Annotated in this window: 16 protein-coding genes; 13 read left to right on the forward strand and 3 right to left on the reverse strand. The window is 57.1% G+C overall.

All coding sequences use genetic code 11. The features are described from left to right. Positions 1 to 493: 493 nt before the first annotated feature. On the forward strand, positions 494 to 1447 hold the full coding sequence (locus LJA86_RS20455) for a nickel/cobalt transporter (RefSeq protein WP_048226502.1): 954 nt from the start codon (positions 494 to 496) through the stop codon (positions 1445 to 1447). A gap of 33 nt (positions 1448 to 1480) precedes the next feature. Here the strand turns inward: LJA86_RS20455 and proP are convergent, their stop codons facing one another. Then, on the reverse strand, positions 1481 to 2983 hold the full coding sequence (gene proP / locus LJA86_RS20460) for a glycine betaine/L-proline transporter ProP (protein WP_024906762.1): 1503 nt from the start codon (positions 2981 to 2983) through the stop codon (positions 1481 to 1483). A gap of 652 nt (positions 2984 to 3635) precedes the next feature. On the opposite strand from proP, the gene kdgT reads away from it, so the two are divergent. Further along, complete coding sequence (kdgT, locus tag LJA86_RS20465) at positions 3636 to 4628, forward strand: 2-keto-3-deoxygluconate transporter (RefSeq protein WP_229226659.1); 993 nt, start codon at positions 3636 to 3638, stop codon at positions 4626 to 4628. A gap of 64 nt (positions 4629 to 4692) precedes the next feature. On the opposite strand, the gene LJA86_RS20470 is transcribed toward kdgT, so the two are convergent. Further along, positions 4693 to 5568: a diguanylate cyclase regulator RdcB family protein gene (locus LJA86_RS20470; protein ID WP_045909207.1), complete on the reverse strand. Its 876-nt coding sequence runs from the start codon at positions 5566 to 5568 to the stop codon at positions 4693 to 4695. Further along, the gene (gene crfC / locus LJA86_RS20475) at positions 5565 to 7910 is read right to left on the reverse strand and encodes a clamp-binding protein CrfC (protein ID WP_229226660.1); all 2346 of its coding nucleotides are present in this window, start codon (positions 7908 to 7910) and stop codon (positions 5565 to 5567) included. Before crfC ends, LJA86_RS20470 begins: the two co-directional genes overlap by 4 nt. Before the next feature lie 594 nt (positions 7911 to 8504). On the opposite strand from crfC, the gene LJA86_RS20480 reads away from it, so the two are divergent. From LJA86_RS20480 to phnK, 11 genes are all read left to right on the forward strand, one after another. Next, positions 8505 to 8840 (forward strand): zinc ribbon domain-containing protein YjdM, encoded by a 336-nt coding sequence (locus tag LJA86_RS20480; protein WP_048226496.1) that lies wholly within the window; start codon positions 8505 to 8507, stop codon positions 8838 to 8840. A gap of 80 nt (positions 8841 to 8920) precedes the next feature. Then, entirely contained in the window at positions 8921 to 9361 is a 441-nt protein-coding gene (gene yjdN / locus LJA86_RS20485) for a VOC family metalloprotein YjdN (protein ID WP_229226661.1), read from the forward strand. A gap of 173 nt (positions 9362 to 9534) precedes the next feature. Then, a complete protein-coding gene (gene phnC / locus LJA86_RS20490) occupies positions 9535 to 10323 on the forward strand; it encodes a phosphonate ABC transporter ATP-binding protein (RefSeq protein WP_023618659.1) in 789 nt (262 codons plus the stop codon). Between the two features lie 24 nt (positions 10324 to 10347). Further along, complete coding sequence (gene phnD / locus LJA86_RS20495) at positions 10348 to 11364, forward strand: phosphonate ABC transporter substrate-binding protein (protein ID WP_024906756.1); 1017 nt, start codon at positions 10348 to 10350, stop codon at positions 11362 to 11364. A gap of 102 nt (positions 11365 to 11466) precedes the next feature. Then, positions 11467 to 12246 carry a phosphonate ABC transporter, permease protein PhnE gene (gene phnE, locus LJA86_RS20500; protein ID WP_048226491.1) on the forward strand — a complete coding sequence of 260 codons (780 nt, stop codon included), beginning with the start codon at positions 11467 to 11469 and terminating at the stop codon, positions 12244 to 12246. A 20-nt stretch (positions 12247 to 12266) separates the two neighbouring features. Beyond that, positions 12267 to 12992, forward strand: coding sequence for a phosphonate metabolism transcriptional regulator PhnF (gene phnF / locus LJA86_RS20505; protein WP_023326523.1), 726 nt, complete (start codon positions 12267 to 12269; stop codon positions 12990 to 12992). Next, positions 12993 to 13445, forward strand: a complete 453-nt coding sequence (gene phnG / locus LJA86_RS20510; protein WP_229226662.1) for a phosphonate C-P lyase system protein PhnG — start codon at positions 12993 to 12995, stop codon at positions 13443 to 13445. After that, positions 13442 to 14026, forward strand: a complete 585-nt coding sequence (phnH, locus tag LJA86_RS20515) for a phosphonate C-P lyase system protein PhnH (RefSeq protein ID WP_023345283.1) — start codon at positions 13442 to 13444, stop codon at positions 14024 to 14026. The genes phnG and phnH overlap by 4 nt, the downstream gene beginning before the upstream one ends. Further along, on the forward strand, positions 14026 to 15090 hold the full coding sequence (locus LJA86_RS20520) for a carbon-phosphorus lyase complex subunit PhnI (RefSeq protein WP_196347359.1): 1065 nt from the start codon (positions 14026 to 14028) through the stop codon (positions 15088 to 15090). Before phnH ends, LJA86_RS20520 begins: the two co-directional genes overlap by 1 nt. Continuing rightward, a complete protein-coding gene (gene phnJ / locus LJA86_RS20525) occupies positions 15083 to 15928 on the forward strand; it encodes an alpha-D-ribose 1-methylphosphonate 5-phosphate C-P-lyase PhnJ (protein WP_229226663.1) in 846 nt (281 codons plus the stop codon). Before LJA86_RS20520 ends, phnJ begins: the two co-directional genes overlap by 8 nt. Beyond that, on the forward strand, positions 15925 to 16680 hold the full coding sequence (phnK, locus tag LJA86_RS20530) for a phosphonate C-P lyase system protein PhnK (protein WP_111967834.1): 756 nt from the start codon (positions 15925 to 15927) through the stop codon (positions 16678 to 16680). Before phnJ ends, phnK begins: the two co-directional genes overlap by 4 nt. Positions 16681 to 16820 lie beyond the last annotated feature (140 nt).

Genomic DNA, 16820 nt, shown 5'->3' on the forward strand with positions numbered 1-16820 from the left:
GTTTGATGCTCGTGAATTAAACTTCGTAATGAATTACGCATGTTCACTCAGAGACTTGGTATTCATTTATTGTCCGAGGACGTTAAGAATCCATGTCACTTTGAGTGCCCACACAGATTGTCTGATAAATTGTTAAAGAGCAGTGCAACGCGGCTTTCGCTCACCGTTGCGAGGTGGCGTATATTACGCTTTCCTCTTTCAGAGTCAACCCGTTATTTCAGGATTTTTTCTCTTCAACCGAACCGCTTGTTGTGTGAAGTGATTCACATCCGCCGTGTCGATGGAGGCGCATTATAGGGAGTTCCCGAACGACCGCAACCGAAAAGTTGCAAAAAAATGACTGACTGCTGCATTCCCCAGCAAAACCCCGCCTTATACCCTTTTATGCACATAGTTATCCACAATCATGCACGGATCCGGACGCGATCCCACGAATTGAGCGGGAAGATCAACTATACTAGCGGCAAATACTCTCCTCTGTGCAGGCCGCTTCATGACCACACAACGCCTCACCCGTGACTGGCGTCTCCCTACCGCTGGGTTGATGCTGCTGGCAATTCTCTTTGCCGGTTTTACCCTGCATACGCACTGGAACGCCTTTATCCAGTGGTGTCTTGCCACGCAAATTACCCTGCACCGTTATCTGGTGATGTACCTGCTGCAGCTGAATAACCACCAGTACAGCGGTGGGTTATGGCTGTTAACGGGGGCTTTCCTTTATGGTGTCCTTCACGCCATCGGACCCGGGCACGGAAAATTCATTGTGACGACCTATCTGACCACCAATAAGGAAAGCGAGCTGGCCGCCCGGGTCGTCCCCTTCCTGGGTAGCCTGATGCAGGGCGTCAGCGCCATTCTGTTTGTCTTTATTTTGGCGGTAGGGTTCAACCTCGCCTCAGGGGATATCAGTACCAGCCGCTGGTACGTGGAGAAGATCAGCGCAGTGCTTATTGGCGCATTCGGCGCATTTGTCATTTACCAGGCGCTGAAGAGTCTGCGCCCGCGCAGGATGTCTGTCTCTGCCATTAAGCCGCTTCATCAGCACGACGAACACTGTGGCTGCGGCCATCACGGCGTAGGCACGGACCTGACGCAGGGAGACTGGAAAACCCGTCTGGGCGTGATTCTGGCAATTGGGGCACGTCCGTGCAGCGGGGCGATCATGATTCTGATGTTCTCGAACGCGCTGGGTATTGTTACCTGGGGAGTGGCCGCAGTCATGACCATGTCTTTGGGAACCGCGCTCTCTATTGTGGGGCTTTCCCTGGCTGTACGGTACGCCCGCGAACGTACGGTGACCTGGTTCGGAGAAAGCGCCTCACTAAGATGGCTGGTGCCGGCAGTCAAAATAGCCGGAGGGATAGTCCTGATCCTGTTCGCGACGGTGCTGTTCCTGACGGTGATCCCCATCAGTACCAATGGCGACTACATCGCCGCCGGATGCTAATAAAAGAAAACCCGCCGTTGGCGGGTTTCTTTATTACTCGTTGATGCGTGGATGCTGATCCACCAGTCGGGAGCGTTTTTTCTGCAGCTCTTCAATCTCTGCGTCAATATCCTCAATCTTCTGCTCTACGTTATCGTAGTGCTCACGCAGGATCTCTTTCGCCTCCTGAATATCCGATGCCGCAGGCGTGGCGCCTTTCAGAGGACGATTCGCCGTCTCCTTCATGGTAATACCGGTAATCAAACCAATCACCGCGATCACCATCAGGTAATAAGCCGGCATCATCAGGTTCTGCGTGCTCTCCACCAGCGAGGCGGCAAGCGTCGGGGTCAGACCGGCAATCAGTACCGAGATGTTAAAGGCCGCGGCCAGCGCGCTGTAGCGAATGTGGGTCGGGAACATCGCGGGCAGCGTTGAGGCCATCACCCCGATAAAGCAGTTAAGGATCACCGCCAGCATCAGCAGACCGGCAAAAATCAGCCCCAGCACATCGCTGTTAATCAGAATAAATGCCGGGATTGCCAGCGCAAACAGCGCAACGCTTCCCAGAATAATGAACGGTCGACGGCCAAAACGGTCACTCAACAGGCCCATAATCGGCTGCACAAACAGCATACCGACCATGATGGCGATAATAATCAGCACACCGTGATCTTCCGAGTAGTGCAGGTTATGCGACAGATAGCTCGGCATGTAGGTCAGCAGCATGTAGTAGGTCACGTTGGTCGAAATCACCAGACCAATACAGGTCAGCAGGCTGCGCCAGTGCTTAGTGGCAATCTCTTTGAACGATACCTTCGGACCATCCTGCAGCCCTTCACGGTCACCCTGTTCCAGCTTATCGACGTGCTGCTGGAACGCAGGCGTCTCTTCAAGCGCATGACGCAGGTAGAGACCAATGATCCCCAGCGGCAGTGCCAGGAAGAACGGGATACGCCAGCCCCAGTCGAGGAAGTTCGCTTCCCCCACTACGGTTGAAATCAGCACCACCACGCCCGCGCCCAGAACGAACCCGGCAATGGAGCCGAAGTCCAGCCAGCTTCCCATAAAGCCGCGCTTACGGTCGGGGGAATACTCGGCAACAAAGATCGAGGCGCCGGTATATTCACCGCCCACGGAGAAGCCCTGTGCCATCTTACAGATCAGCAGCAGGATCGGTGCCCAAATGCCGATGGTGGCGTAAGACGGGATAAGACCGATACAGAATGTACTGATCGACATAATGACGATGGTGATAGCCAGGATCTTCTGACGACCATATTTATCACCGAGCATACCGAAGAACAGACCACCCAGCGGGCGAATCAGGAAGGGGACGGAGAACGTACCCAGTGCGGCAATCATCTGCAGGCTGGGATCGGCCCCGGGGAAAAACACTTTACCTAACGCATAGGCCACAAAGCCGTAGACACCAAAATCGAACCATTCCATCGCATTACCGAGCGAGGCTGCGGTAATCGCTTTACGCAGTTTTGCGTCATCAATAATGGTGACGTCGCGAAGCGTGATGGGTTTAATCTTTTTCCTTCTCAGCATAGCTATCCTCGTTGACTCGGCCCTGTCTGTTTCACAGTCCAGTTTACGTTCTGTGAACCATGGGATCCGCTCCATGCGAATCGCCTTATTCAAGCGTAGCAGGTTTACTTACATTGACGTTTTACGTCGATACAACCGAACCTGTTGACGCCTGCCTGGGCAGTTAATGACCTTTTTACCCTACCAGCGTTTATATTTGTGATCAACTTCACACATATTTCAGCGTCAGGTCAATTCGTTCCCGGATTTGTCAATGAGTGCAAATAAGCACTTTCTCATCCCCGCCTTTAGAGCCCCCTTCACACACATCATGAGTTCTTTCTCAACAAAAAAAACAAACCACGTTTTCTCACATCCAATTTACATAAATTTTCATCATCAGGAAGCCATCGATGTTTTTACATTGAATATGTGACAAAGATAACTAAAACGATGTTTTATTTTCATTGAATCAATGTTCCATTGATCGCATGATAAATCCGAATACAACGTTTCATGTGTTTTCCAATGAGGTAAATCGAGAGCACTCATTTATTTTCCTTGCAGGGTTATCGAGAAATGCCCCTCAAGCACAAACGCCAATCAATTGAATTTATTGACTAATTTTTAGCACCGATCGCCCGTCAGGCGGGGTCAGATGTGAGGATTGTCTATGAAGATTAAAGCCACGATAGAACGCATACCCGGCGGTATGATGCTGGTTCCGCTGGTACTGGGCGCCATCCTGAATACCCTTGCCCCTGATACCGGGGCTTATTTTGGCGGTTTCACAAAAGGCATGATAACGGGCACGGTTCCGATTCTTGCCGTCTGGTTTTTTTGTATCGGTGCATCCATTAATTTGCGGGCGACGGGTACCGTATTACGGAAATCCGGTACGCTGGTAATAACCAAAATAGCGGTAGCCTGGGCAGTAGCGATGATATGCGCGATGTTCATCCCGGAGACTGGAGTTCAGACCGGGTTCTTCGCGGGATTATCGGTGCTGGCGATTGTCTCAGCGATGGATATGACTAACGGCGGATTGTACGCCAGCCTGATGAATCAGTACGGGACAAAAGAAGAGTCCGGCGCATTTGTGTTGATGTCTCTGGAGTCTGGCCCGCTGATGACGATGCTGATCCTGGGGTCTGCTGGCCTGGCCTCTTTTGAACCCCACCACTTTGTCGGCGCGATCCTGCCCTTCCTGATCGGCTTTGCCCTTGGCAATCTCGATCACGATCTGCGTGATTTCTTCAGCAAAGCCACGCCGGTGCTGATCCCGTTCTTCGGCTTCGCGCTGGGAAACACCATTAATCTGAAGGTTATCCTTGATACTGGCCTACTGGGTATTGTGCTGGGTGTCGCCGTAATTATCATTACCGGTATCCCGCTAATCATTGCCGACCGCGCGATCGGGGGAGGAAATGGCACAGCGGGAGTCGCCGCCTCTTCAGCCGCAGGCGCTGCCGTCGCCAACCCGGTGATTATTGCCCAGATTAACCCGGCCTTCGAACCGGTGGCCGCTTCCGCGACGGCGCTGGTTGCGGCCAGCGTGATTGTCACCGCGATTCTGGTGCCGATCGTCACGGCGCTGTATGCGAAACGCTACGGGAATATGCAAGAGACCCAGCCTGAACCGAAACCAATTGAAATGAATCATTAACGCGCCGCACCAAACCATTCCCTCTCCCCCCGGGGAGAGGATCAGGGTGAGGGGAAGAAGGGATTCACCCAAAAATCTCTTCCACCATCCCGTCCACCAGCCGTTTTGCCGAACAGAGCCTCGGCATTCCCAGCGCGACGGTCTGCCAGTTTTGCGTCACTGACCAGCTCACCGGATGCTTATCCGCCTGACACCAGTCCCCCAGCCAGCCCAGCATGTCTTTATGATCGATCAATCCCGGCGAAGCCGGCGTTGTCAGCCACTGGTGATAAAAATGGCGGGTCGTGGGGGAGGCATTGATGCCCTGCGCCAGATAGTTAGCCGCCATGCTGCGCAGGTTATCCTTAAGCATTGCCGCCACATCTTCGTTTGCGAGACGGCATGCGTCGCCAAATGCCCCCCAGCGCAGCTCCTCCAGGACGATAAAACAGCGCCCGGCCAGCGACCAGCCATCATAATGCCCGGCCCGCCAGCGGGTAAAAATTTGCTCGCTGTGCTCACCCGCCTGCACCGTCAGGCCGCGCTGGGTCAGCGCCTTTTCCTTATAGGCTGCGCGTTGGGTAAAATGAGACACGAGATCGGCGTACTGCTGTGTCAGTCCGGGGGACTGCAGGGTGCGCGGGTGAGTCTGCTGACGCAGCGCTATCAGCTTCTCTGCCATCAGCGTCAGCGCGAGATGACCCGGATCAAGCATGCTGGCCAGTTTTTCCGCCAGCCCCAGACGCAGCCCCGCATTTTCATTGAGCATCCCCGCCATCGCCCAGGGGCGTAGCCGGGTATGCGTCATGATTTCCTGCGTCAAACGCTCACGAAACTGCAGCTGCTGTGGTCCCAGGCGAGGATGACGCGCTGCGTCTCCCCCCTGCACCAGATCGACCATAAATTTTGGATTAATACACTCCAGCGTTCGCCCGGGGCCGTCCAGTAGTGGTGTTGTCATGGTTGCTCTGCCGCGAATAGGGTTTGAATATCATCGCGTAACAGTCGGGTATCTTCCTGTATCCACGTCGCAGTAGTGATGCTTTGCTTCAACAACTGGCAGAGCGCTCGGGTTGAGTGCTCATTTTGCTGACGCACTGCGAGGCTATCACGCAAGCTTTCCTGTAACCCGGTCAGGCACAACGAAAATTCTGCAAAGAACGTCGCCATTCCTGCCGTAACAGAGACATCGACCTGCGCGGACAAAGCTTTACGTATTTGTTCACAAAACTGATCAATATGTTGCTTAAATTTGTCATGTAGCTGCGCAATGTCGATAACATACCGCGTGCGCGTTTCCACATACTCGTCCCAGCCCCAGCCCGGATTATTGAGCCAACGAGAGACCGTTTCACGCATGCTGCTCCCGCCGGAGGGAGGGACGGTCTGGCTGTCGTCCTGCGCAATCGCATCGTTGAACAGCGCCCGCGTATTGAAGTTAAGCTGGCTTGCCTGAAACGCCGGGAAGCTGATCCGCGCCCGAAAACCCGCATGGCTCAGATGCTCTTTAATACGCGTTTCGATGGGACGCATGGCTTCGTTCAGAGAGCGCGCCAGCGTGGACTCCAGCTGATCGAAGCGTAACGCCAGCTCCCGGCCGATCTTCGTCTGGGCATCCAGCATCACCTGCTCGCAGGAGGCGCGTAATTTACTCAGCGCAATCTGCGCCTGCCCTTCATCGTCCAGAACCAGCTGCTTCAGCACCTCACCGCGAAGGTTATGCCGTTCGGTGCCTGGCAAATCAAGAATCGGGTGCGTGCTGAACACCAGGTCAATTTCATGGTGTAGCGCGGTTTTTTGGGACCCGATAAAGTCCGCGGTAGCGCTCAGCGCTTCCTCAACCTCGTGTTTCACCTCATCGCTCACCACGCACTGACGCGTCTGCAAAAGCGCCATGTCCTCTTCCAGACGTGCGATATTCAACTCCAGCGCCTCAAAGGCCACCGTCAGCCCCTGATAGCGGAAATCGAGATACTCGCGGGCATTTTGCGCGTAGTTGAGCAGCTTATGCGAGGCTGAACGCAGCGCGTATAGCGAGGCATTGGCATAGGCTGCGTAAATCAGCTTACGTATCGGTTGCTCGAAGAGCGAATCTTCCCAGAGCAAATCGGCAGAATGTCGGATATGGTCGATATCGTCCAGGTCCGCCGTACGCCAGCGACGTCCGAGTGCCGCTTCGGCAAAATCCTGCACCCAGGGTTGCTCCTGATGATCCGGCAGTTGCCCGTGCGTACTCAACTCGTAGCGCGCGCGGTTCGCCAGATACGCCCACATGGACGACACGGGGTAAATCTGGCCCGGAGAAATATTGCCTTTCATTAAGGTGCCGGAGATCATCGCCCGGATTTGTTCTTCATCGTCGCTATTGCGATCTTTCTGATCGAATTTATTAACCAGCGCATACAGCGGCACCGATTTTCCCGCCGCGGAAATGGCCTGGCGGACTTCTTCATCAGAGATGGATTTAAGCTGGGTATAATCCATCACGGCCAGCACCGCCGATGCGCGAGAGAGTTGCTCGCTGAGCATTTTTTGCAGATGCGGCTGTCCGGCCTCGTTCGGCCCGGGCGTGTCGAGCAGCGTCAACTGCCCGAGGTGGGCATCCAGGCCCGCAAGATGCACGAACTCCACTTCAATGACCGGGATATGTTCGATCGCCGCATATTCTGAGAACGGAAACGCCACGCCCAGCGCCTGAGAAAGTCTCACCAGGTCATTGAGGCTTTTCAGACAATGAAAGATCGGCTGCGCGCCCAGATGATGCTTCTCAAACGCTTCCCCTTTTTCAATGCGCTCCAGCAGCGTATTCATGTCTTTATCAATTTCCAGACGCTGGGCCAGCTTCCCGCGATCGTAATCGCATAGCTGTTTCTGAAGCAGTTGGATCAATTCATCAATCGGGGAGGCATGAGAGAAATGCAGCACCGGCTCCTTCTGGCCCGGCGTGTGGCGGATCAGCGTCGGCAGCGCCGTCATCGGACGATTGCGGTTCGGCAGCACTTCGGTACCCACAATCGCATTAATGGTGGTCGATTTTCCCGCTTTCATGGTGCCCACAATGGCCAGGACCATTTCCAGCCGGGTTATTTTCCGTAATTCATTATTCAGCATCGCCTGCTGCGCGTCGACGCCGCGTGCGCTAAAATGCAAAGGTAAAACGTTGTTCGTTTCGCCTGTAATAGCAGCCGCAGTGCTCTCCAGCATTGCAGTCGGCATTGATTTCAACGTATCAAGATTTTGCAGGGCAAGCTGTAACAAACGCTCCGCTTCCTGGCTTAATTCAAAAATGGTCTGTGTGTGCATGATAAAAGCCTTTCCTTAACGCAAATTTATTACTTTTATTAAGCCACTTGTTTTAATTATGTCGTTCAGGCTTATATGATCACGTGTGGAAAACATGTTCGCCGAAATATAACTGATTGAAGATAATCAGAAATAATTCACTATCCTTGCATGGCGTGTATAGCTTCTCTCCTGGCCCGTTAGCCAAAAGAAAAAAGCGTAGCCCATTTTTAAGAAACTTCAGGATATATCATCATTATTTATCCACCTAAAAAGAGAGGTAATGCGCCACTGCCATAAGATATGTAGGGCAGTGAAGTCCGGCAATAAATAACAATGTGTCGCTTCACCTTATCCGAAATGGCAGAGCGTAGCAATTTGCTGCAATAAAATATTCGATATATTTATCGTCATTTCTTCCCACCGTGTTAATGGGCGTAAGCATCGCTTAACTGACTGACAGAACGTGTCACTCCCGATACGCTTTTTGCCTTTTTTAATTCACAATATCACCGACAACGGTGTGGATTTGCGCTATACTTGCCGCCTTTTTCGGCACCCTGCCGTCATTTAGCTGGCACTTTCCAGCGCGTTTACACTTTTGAGGATACCGATATGTCACTTCCACACTGCCCAAAATGCAATTCTGAATACACCTATGAAGATAATGGCATGTTCATCTGCCCGGAATGCGCTCATGAATGGAATGATGCCGAGCCGACTCAGGATGCTGATGCGCTCATCGTGAAAGATGCGAACGGCAATCTGCTGGCAGACGGTGACAGCGTTACCGTCGTTAAGGACCTGAAGGTGAAAGGCAGTTCTTCCATGCTGAAAATCGGCACCAAAGTGAAGAATATCCGTCTGGTTGAAGGCGATCATAATATCGACTGCAAAATTGACGGCTTCGGTCCGATGAAACTGAAATCAGAGTTCGTGAAAAAGAACTGATTTACCCGCCCGGTGGCGCTTCGCTTGCCGGGCTTTCGGGAACTACACTTAATGGGCTTTTCTTACGTGAGGTAAAGATTATGCCGTTAAGTCCCTACATCTCTTTCGCCGGCAACTGCGCTGAGGCCACCGCCTTCTACCAGCAAGCCGTCGGCGCAGAGCTTCTCTATAAAATTACCTTCGGCGATATGCCAAAAAGCGATAACAGCGATGAAGGCTGTCCGTCCGGTATGCAATTTCCGGATTCGGCTATCGCCCACTCCAACGTCCGCATTGCGGGCAGCGATATCATGATGAGCGACGGGTTGCCGCCCGGCAGTAACGCGCAGTACGCGGGCTTTACGCTGGTGCTCGACACCCAGGACGTCAATGAAGGCAAGCGCTGGTTCGACAACCTTGCCGATGGCGGGAATATCGAAATGGCCTGGCAGGAGACCTTCTGGGCGCACGGTTTCGGTAAAGTCACCGACAAATACGGCGTGCCGTGGATGATTAACGTCGTCAAGCAACAAACGTCGTAGGCAGGACACGCGCAGCGCATCCGGCAACAGCGCCCGGTGGCGCTGCGCTGACCGGGCCTACGGTGATTGTCATCAAACTCCGCTCAACTCTTCAAACTCCCGCAACCTGCACTTAACCCAAATGTCACATTGATGCGCCAGCATGAGGCCACATTTATCGTGAGGCCCAGCACATGCAAACTGTCATCCGCGTCGAGAAACTGAGCAAGACCTTCAATCACAACAAGGCTCTGCATGCCGTTGATCTGACCGTCCGGCAGGGCGACATGGTGGCGCTTCTCGGGCCTTCCGGCTCGGGTAAATCCACCCTTCTGCGCCATTTGAGCGGGCTTATCACCGGCGATAAAACACCGGAAAGCCACGTCGAGCTGCTGGGTAATACCGTGCAGCGCGCCGGGCGTCTGGCGAGCGATATCCGCAAGAGCCGTGCCCAGACGGGCTACATCTTCCAGCAGTTCAACCTGGTAAACCGCCTGACGGTGCTGGAGAACGTGCTGATTGGCGCGCTCGGCAGCACTCCGTTCTGGCGCACCTGTCTGCGCTGGTTCACCCCTTCCCAGAAGCAGGAAGCCTTACAGGCGCTGACCCGCGTCGGGATGGCGCACTTCGCCCACCAGCGCGTCTCCACCCTGTCCGGTGGACAACAGCAGCGCGTGGCGATTGCGCGCGCGCTGATGCAGAAAGCGCAAATCATTCTTGCTGACGAACCCATCGCCTCGCTGGACCCGGAGTCCGCCCGCATCGTGATGGAAACCCTGCGCGACATTAACCAGAACGACGGCATCACAGTAGTGGTCACGCTGCATCAGGTGGATTACGCCCTGCGCTATTGCGAACGCATCGTCGCCCTGCGTCAGGGACACGTGTTCTTTGATGGCGCGAGCCATCAGTTTGATAACGAACGTTTTGACCATCTCTATCGCAGCATTAACCGCGTCGAAGAGAACGCGCAGGCTGCTTAATTAAACCCGATCCGAGGAAAGTACATGAGCTACAAAGCCGTTGCCGCGCTGGCCTTTACCAGCATGTTCAGCCTCAGCACCCTGTTAAGCCCGGCGTATGCACAAGAGCAGGAAAAAGCGCTGAACTTCGGCATTATTTCGACGGAATCACAGCAAAACCTGAAACCTCAGTGGGAACCGTTCCTGAAAGATATGGAAACCAAACTGGGGATCAAAGTGAACGCCTTCTTCGCCCCGGACTATGCAGGCATCATCCAGGGGATGCGCTTTAATAAAGTAGACATCGCCTGGTACGGCAACCTCTCCGCCATGGAAGCGGTGGACCGCGCGAACGGCCAGGTCTTTGCCCAGACCGTCGCGGCAGATGGCTCCCCGGGCTACTGGAGCGTGCTGATCGTCAACAAAGACAGCCCAATCAACAACCTCAATGACATGCTCGCCAAACGCAAAGAGCTGACCTTCGGCAACGGCGATCCGAACTCGACCTCCGGCTATCTTGTCCCTGGCTACTACGTCTTCGCCAAAAACAACGCCTCCGCCAGCGACTTCAAACGCACGGTGAACGCCAGCCATGAAACCAACGCTCTGGCCGTGGCCAACAAGCAGGTGGATGTTGCCACCAACAACACCGAGAACCTCGACAAGCTGAAGACCTCCGCCCCGGACAAGCTGAAAGAGATCAAGGTTATCTGGAAATCCCCGCTGATCCCCGGCGACCCGATCGTGTGGCGTAAAAACCTGTCCGAAAGCACCAAGGACAAGGTGTACGACTTCTTTATGACCTATGGCAAAACGCCGGAAGAGAAAGCGGTCCTCGAACGTCTGGGCTGGGCGCCGTTCCGCCCGTCAAGCGACCTGCAGCTGGTCCCGATTCGCCAGCTGGCGCTGTTTAAAGAGATGCAGGGCGTGAAGGACAACAAAGGCCTGAAGGACGAGGAGAAAACCAGCAAAGTGGCCGCGATTCAGGCCCAGCTCGAAGACCTCGACCGCCTGACCGCCGCGCTCGGCGCGATGACGAGCGTGAATAAAGCGGTGCAGTAACGCTTTTCGCCCGGTGGCGCTGCGCTTACCGGGCCTACATTTTGGATCGTAGGCCGGATAAGCGTAGCGCCATCCGGCACACAAAGACCTGCGGAGTAATACATGCAAACCATCACCCTCCCACCGCCAAAGCGCAGCTGGTTCTCGCTCATAAGCTGGGCCATCCTGCTGGCGGTGCTGGTTATCTCCTGGAAGGGCGCGGAAATGGATCCGCTGCTGCTCTTCAAAGACGCGGGCAACATGGCGACCTTCGCCGCCGACTTCTTCCCGCCGGACTTCAGCCAGTGGCAGGACTACCTCAGCGAAATGGCGGTCACCCTGCAAATCGCCGTCTGGGGCACCGCGCTGGCCGTTATTCTCTCTGTCCCGTTTGGCCTGATGAGCGCCGAAAACATCGTGCCGTGGTGGGTATACCAGCCCATGCGCCGCCTGATGGACGCCTGTCGAGCGATCAACGAAATGGTCTTTGCGATGCTGTTCGTGGTCGCCGTCGGCCTGGGTCCGTTTGCGGGCGTCATGGCACTGTTCATCCACACCACCGGCGTGCTCTCCAAGCTGCTCTCCGAGGCGGTCGAAGCCATTGAGCCCGGTCCGGTGGAAGGCATTCGCGCCACCGGCGCCAATAAAATCGAAGAGATCCTCTACGGCGTCCTGCCGCAGGTGATGCCGCTGCTGATCTCCTACTCCCTGTACCGCTTTGAGTCCAACGTCCGCTCCGCCACCGTCGTCGGCATGGTCGGCGCAGGCGGGATTGGCGTCACCCTGTGGGAAGCGATTCGCGGTTTCCAGTTCCAGCAAACCTGCGCCCTGATGGTGCTTATCATCGTCACCGTCAGCCTGCTGGATTTCCTCTCTCAACGTTTGCGTAAGCACTTCATCTGAGAAGCGAGGCTTTGTTTTCTATGCACTTATCCAGACATCCGACCAGTTATCCTACCCGCTGGCAAGAGATTGCGGCGAAGCTCGAAGTGGAGCTTCGCACGCACTACCGCTGCGGAGACTACCTTCCTGCCGAGCAGCAGCTTGCCGACCGCTATGAAGTGAACCGACACACCCTGCGCCGTGCCATTGACCAGCTGGTCGAGCGCGGCTGGGTCCAGCGCCGCCAGGGCGTGGGCGTGCTGGTGCTGATGCGCCCGTTCGACTACCCGCTTAACGCCCAGGCGCGCTTTAGCCAGAACCTGCTGGATCAGGGCAGCCACCCGACCAGCGAAAAGCTGCTCTCGGTATTACGCCCGGCCTCCAGCCACGTGGCGGACGCGCTGGGTATTCAGGAGGGCGACAACGTCATCCACCTGCGCACGCTGCGCCGGGTCAACGGCGTCGCGGTGTGCCAGATAGACCACTACTTCGCGGATCTCACCCTCTGGCCAGTGCTGCAGAATTTCTCCAGCGGTTCGCTACATGATTTTCTCCAGAATGCGACAGGCATTGCGCTGAAACGCACCCAGACGCGCATCAGCGCCCGCCGCGCACAGGCGAAAGAGAGCAAAGTGCTCGAAATCCCCAATATGGCCCCGCTGCTCTGCGTGCGCACCCTCAACCACCGTGACGGCGAGATCGACGCGACGGAATACTCCGTCAGCCTGACCCGCGCCGACATGATCGAATTCACCATGGAGCACTGAATGCACTTCGACACCGCCACCCGACAGCGCTGGATGCGCGTGCTGGCCCACAGCCAGCCTGCTGCGCTGTCTGCCCGCATGAACGCCCTTAGCCTGGCCCCCGGGTACGACATCCTCCGCGCGCCGGAGCTCGGCCTCGTGCAGATCCAGGCGCGCATGGGCGGCACCGGCGAGCGCTTTTTCGCCGGGGATGCCACCCTCACCCGCGCAGCGATCCGCCTGCACAGCGGCACGCTGGGCTACAGCTACGTGCTGGGGCGTGATAAAGCCCACGCCGAGCGCTGCGCGGTCATCGACGCGCTTTTACAGGAACCACCGCATTTCCAGACGCTGATGGAAACCCTTATTTCCCCGCTGGAGGCCGACCGCGCCGCACGTCTTGCCGCGCGTCAGGCCGAAGTGAATACCAGCCGGGTCGACTTCTTTACGCTCGTTCGCGGAGACAACGCATGACGCTTCAACCTGCTTTTACCCTGGCCGTCCAGGATGCCCAACACAGTTTTCGTCGCCTGCTGAAGGCCATGAGCGAGCCGGGAGTTATTGTCTCGCTGCACCAGCTCTCCCAGGGCTGGCTGCCGCTAAATCTGGCCACCACCAGCGTACTGCTGACCCTGGCCGACAACGATACCCCGGTATGGCTTTCGGGCGCCCTGTCGAACGACATCGCCAGCCAGAACCTGCGTTTTCACACCGGCGCTCCGCTGGTCGATCAGCCCCGGCAGGCGATCTTTGCCGTGGCCGACGAACAAATCAGCCATGAACAGCTGAATGCCCTGAGCGAAGGCACCGCCGTCGCCCCGGAAACCAGCGCCACGCTGATTTTGCAGGTTGCCAGCCTGAGCGGCGGCCGCATGCTGCGCCTGACCGGCGCAGGCATCGCCGACGAGCGCATGGTCGCGCCGCAGCTGCCAGAGTGCATCATTCACGAGCTGACCGAGCGCCCGCACCCGTTCCCTCTGGGCATTGACCTGATCCTGACCTGCGGCGAACGCCTGCTGGCCATCCCGCGGACCACCCACGTGGAGGTGTGCTGATGTACGTTGCCGTTAAAGGGGGCGAGAAGGCCATCGCCGCCGCCCATGCGCTGCAGGCGCACAGACGACGGGGCGATGAACAGCTCCCCGAGCTGAGCGTCGCCCAAATCGAGCAGCAGCTTAATCTCGCCGTAGACCGGGTAATGACCGAAGGCGGCATCGCCGACCGCGAGCTGGCGGCGCTGGCCCTGAAGCAGGCCAGCGGTGATAACGTGGAAGCGATCTTCCTGCTGCGCGCCTACCGCACCACGCTGGCGAAACTGGCGGTCAGCGAGCCGGTGAATACGGCGGAGATGCGCCTGGAGCGCCGCATTTCTGCCGTTTATAAAGACATCCCCGGCGGCCAGCTGCTTGGCCCTACCTGTGACTACACCCATCGCCTGCTGGATTTTACCCTGCTGGCGAACGGCGAGACGTCGCCGCTCAGCACCTCTGACGCCGAACAGGAACCGTCCCCGCACGTCTTCAGCCTGCTGGCGAAACAGGGCCTGGCGAAGGCGGAGGAGGACTCCGGCGCGCAGCCGGACGATATCACCCGCACGCCGCCGGTCTACCCCTGTTCACGCTCGTCCCGCCTGCAGCAGCTGATGCGCGGCGACGAAGGCTATCTGCTGGCGCTGGCCTACTCCACCCAGCGCGGCTACGGGCGTAACCATCCGTTTGCCGCCGAAATTCGCAGCGGCTACATCGACGTTGAAATCGTGCCGGAAGAGTTAGGTTTTGCGGTGAACGTCGGCGAACTGCTGATGACCGAATGCGAAATGGTGAACGGCTTTGTCGCGCCCGAAAATGAAGACCCGCACTTTACCCGCGGCTACGGGCTGGTGTTTGGCCTTGGCGAGCGCAAGGCGATGGCCATGGCGCTGGTCGACCGCGCCCTGCAGGCGCCGGACTACGGCGAACACATCGCGGGCCCGGCACAGGACGAAGAGTTCGTCCTGGCCCACGCGGATAACGTCGAGGCCGCGGGCTTCGTCTCGCACCTCAAGCTGCCGCACTACGTCGATTTCCAGGCCGAACTGGAACTGCTGAAACGCCTGCAACGGGAGCGCAAACATGGCTAACTTAAGCGGCTACAACTTTGCCTATCTGGATGAGCAAACCAAACGCATGATCCGCCGAGCGATACTTAAAGCGGTGGCGATCCCGGGCTATCAGGTGCCGTTCGGCGGCCGCGAAATGCCGATGCCCTACGGCTGGGGTACCGGCGGTATCCAGCTCACCGCCAGCGTGATCGGTGAAGCAGACGTGTTGAAAGTGATCGACCAGGGCGCGGACGACACCACCAATGCCGTGTCGATCCGCAACTTCTTCCAGCGGGTAACGGGCGTCGCGACCACGGAAAAAACCGAAGACGCGACGCTGATCCAGACCCGCCACCGCATCCCCGAAACCCCGCTGACGGAAGATCAGATTTTGATTTTCCAGGTGCCGATCCCGGAGCCGCTGCGCTTTATCGAGCCGCGCGAAACCGAAACCCGCACCATGCACGCCCTGGAAGAGTACGGTGTCATGCAGGTGAAGCTGTATGAGGATATCGCCCGCTTCGGCCATATCGCCACCACCTATGCCTACCCGGTGAAGGTCAACGGGCGCTACGTCATGGACCCGTCGCCGATCCCGAAATTTGACAACCCGAAGATGGACATGATGCCCGCCCTGCAGCTGTTCGGTGCCGGACGTGAAAAACGCATCTACGCCGTCCCGCCCTACACGCGTGTCGAAAGCCTGGATTTCGACGATCACCCGTTTACGGTGCAGGAGTGGGACGAACCGTGCGCCATCTGCGGTTCCAAACACAGCTATCTGGATGAAGTGGTGCTGGATGACACGGGCAAACGAATGTTTGTCTGCTCCGACACCGATTTTTGCCGCCAACAGAGCGAGGCGAACGGCCAATGAAACCGCTGCTTTCGGTTAACAACCTGACCCACCTGTATGCGCCGGGCAAAGGCTTTAGCGACGTGTCGTTCGAGCTGTGGCCGGGCGAAGTGCTGGGGATTGTCGGCGAGTCCGGCTCAGGCAAAACCACCCTGCTGAAGTCCATCTCCGCGCGCCTGACGCCGCAGAACGGCGACATTTTGTATGAGGGCGCCTCCCTCTACGGCATGAGCGAGGCCGAACGCCGCCGCCTGCTGCGCACCGAGTGGGGCGTGGTGCACCAGCACCCGATGGACGGCCTGCGCCGTCAGGTCTCTGCGGGGGGCAACATCGGCGAACGCCTGATGGCCACCGGCGCGCGCCACTACGGCAATATCCGCGCTACGGCGCAGCGCTGGCTGGAAGAAGTGGAAATCCCCGCCTCGCGCATCGACGACCTGCCCACCACCTTCTCCGGCGGTATGCAGCAGCGCCTGCAGATCGCCCGCAACCTGGTCACGCACCCGAAGCTGGTGTTTATGGATGAACCCACCGGCGGGCTGGACGTCTCGGTGCAGGCGCGCCTGCTCGACCTGCTGCGCGGCCTGGTGGTAGAGCTGAACCTGGCAGTGGTGATTGTCACCCACGATCTGGGCGTTGCGCGCCTGCTGGCGGACCGCCTGCTGGTGATGAAGCAGGGCCGGGTGGTGGAAAGTGGGTTAACCGACCGTGTGCTCGACGATCCCCACCATCCCTACACCCAACTGCTGGTGTCGTCCGTGTTGCAGAACTGAGGTTGCTGCTGCCGGGTGGCGCTGCGCTTACCCGGCCTACGAATAGCGCACCTGTAGGCCGGGTAAGGCGTAGCCGCCACCCGGCAACACGAACACCGCATCTTGTAGGCCGGGTAAGGCGAAGCCGCCACCCGGCAAAA

It is taken from the genome of Enterobacter sp. TCD1-1 (assembly GCF_020567405.1).
In the GTDB taxonomy this organism is placed as follows: domain Bacteria; phylum Pseudomonadota; class Gammaproteobacteria; order Enterobacterales; family Enterobacteriaceae; genus Enterobacter; species Enterobacter quasiroggenkampii.

What these genes read in the sequence shown, in the direction of transcription:
- LJA86_RS20455 (WP_048226502.1), top strand. Translation starts at nt 494, where the DNA reads ATGACCACACAACGCCTCACCCGTGACTGGCGTCTCCCTACCGCTGGG.
- proP (WP_024906762.1), bottom strand. Translation starts at nt 2,983, where the DNA reads ATGCTGAGAAGGAAAAAGATTAAACCCATCACGCTTCGCGACGTCACC.
- kdgT (WP_229226659.1), top strand. Translation starts at nt 3,636, where the DNA reads ATGAAGATTAAAGCCACGATAGAACGCATACCCGGCGGTATGATGCTG.
- LJA86_RS20470 (WP_045909207.1), bottom strand. Translation starts at nt 5,568, where the DNA reads ATGACAACACCACTACTGGACGGCCCCGGGCGAACGCTGGAGTGTATT.
- crfC (WP_229226660.1), bottom strand. Translation starts at nt 7,910, where the DNA reads ATGCACACACAGACCATTTTTGAATTAAGCCAGGAAGCGGAGCGTTTG.
- LJA86_RS20480 (WP_048226496.1), top strand. Translation starts at nt 8,505, where the DNA reads ATGTCACTTCCACACTGCCCAAAATGCAATTCTGAATACACCTATGAA.
- yjdN (WP_229226661.1), top strand. Translation starts at nt 8,921, where the DNA reads ATGCCGTTAAGTCCCTACATCTCTTTCGCCGGCAACTGCGCTGAGGCC.
- phnC (WP_023618659.1), top strand. Translation starts at nt 9,535, where the DNA reads ATGCAAACTGTCATCCGCGTCGAGAAACTGAGCAAGACCTTCAATCAC.
- phnD (WP_024906756.1), top strand. Translation starts at nt 10,348, where the DNA reads ATGAGCTACAAAGCCGTTGCCGCGCTGGCCTTTACCAGCATGTTCAGC.
- phnE (WP_048226491.1), top strand. Translation starts at nt 11,467, where the DNA reads ATGCAAACCATCACCCTCCCACCGCCAAAGCGCAGCTGGTTCTCGCTC.
- phnF (WP_023326523.1), top strand. Translation starts at nt 12,267, where the DNA reads ATGCACTTATCCAGACATCCGACCAGTTATCCTACCCGCTGGCAAGAG.
- phnG (WP_229226662.1), top strand. Translation starts at nt 12,993, where the DNA reads ATGCACTTCGACACCGCCACCCGACAGCGCTGGATGCGCGTGCTGGCC.
- phnH (WP_023345283.1), top strand. Translation starts at nt 13,442, where the DNA reads ATGACGCTTCAACCTGCTTTTACCCTGGCCGTCCAGGATGCCCAACAC.
- LJA86_RS20520 (WP_196347359.1), top strand. Translation starts at nt 14,026, where the DNA reads ATGTACGTTGCCGTTAAAGGGGGCGAGAAGGCCATCGCCGCCGCCCAT.
- phnJ (WP_229226663.1), top strand. Translation starts at nt 15,083, where the DNA reads ATGGCTAACTTAAGCGGCTACAACTTTGCCTATCTGGATGAGCAAACC.
- phnK (WP_111967834.1), top strand. Translation starts at nt 15,925, where the DNA reads ATGAAACCGCTGCTTTCGGTTAACAACCTGACCCACCTGTATGCGCCG.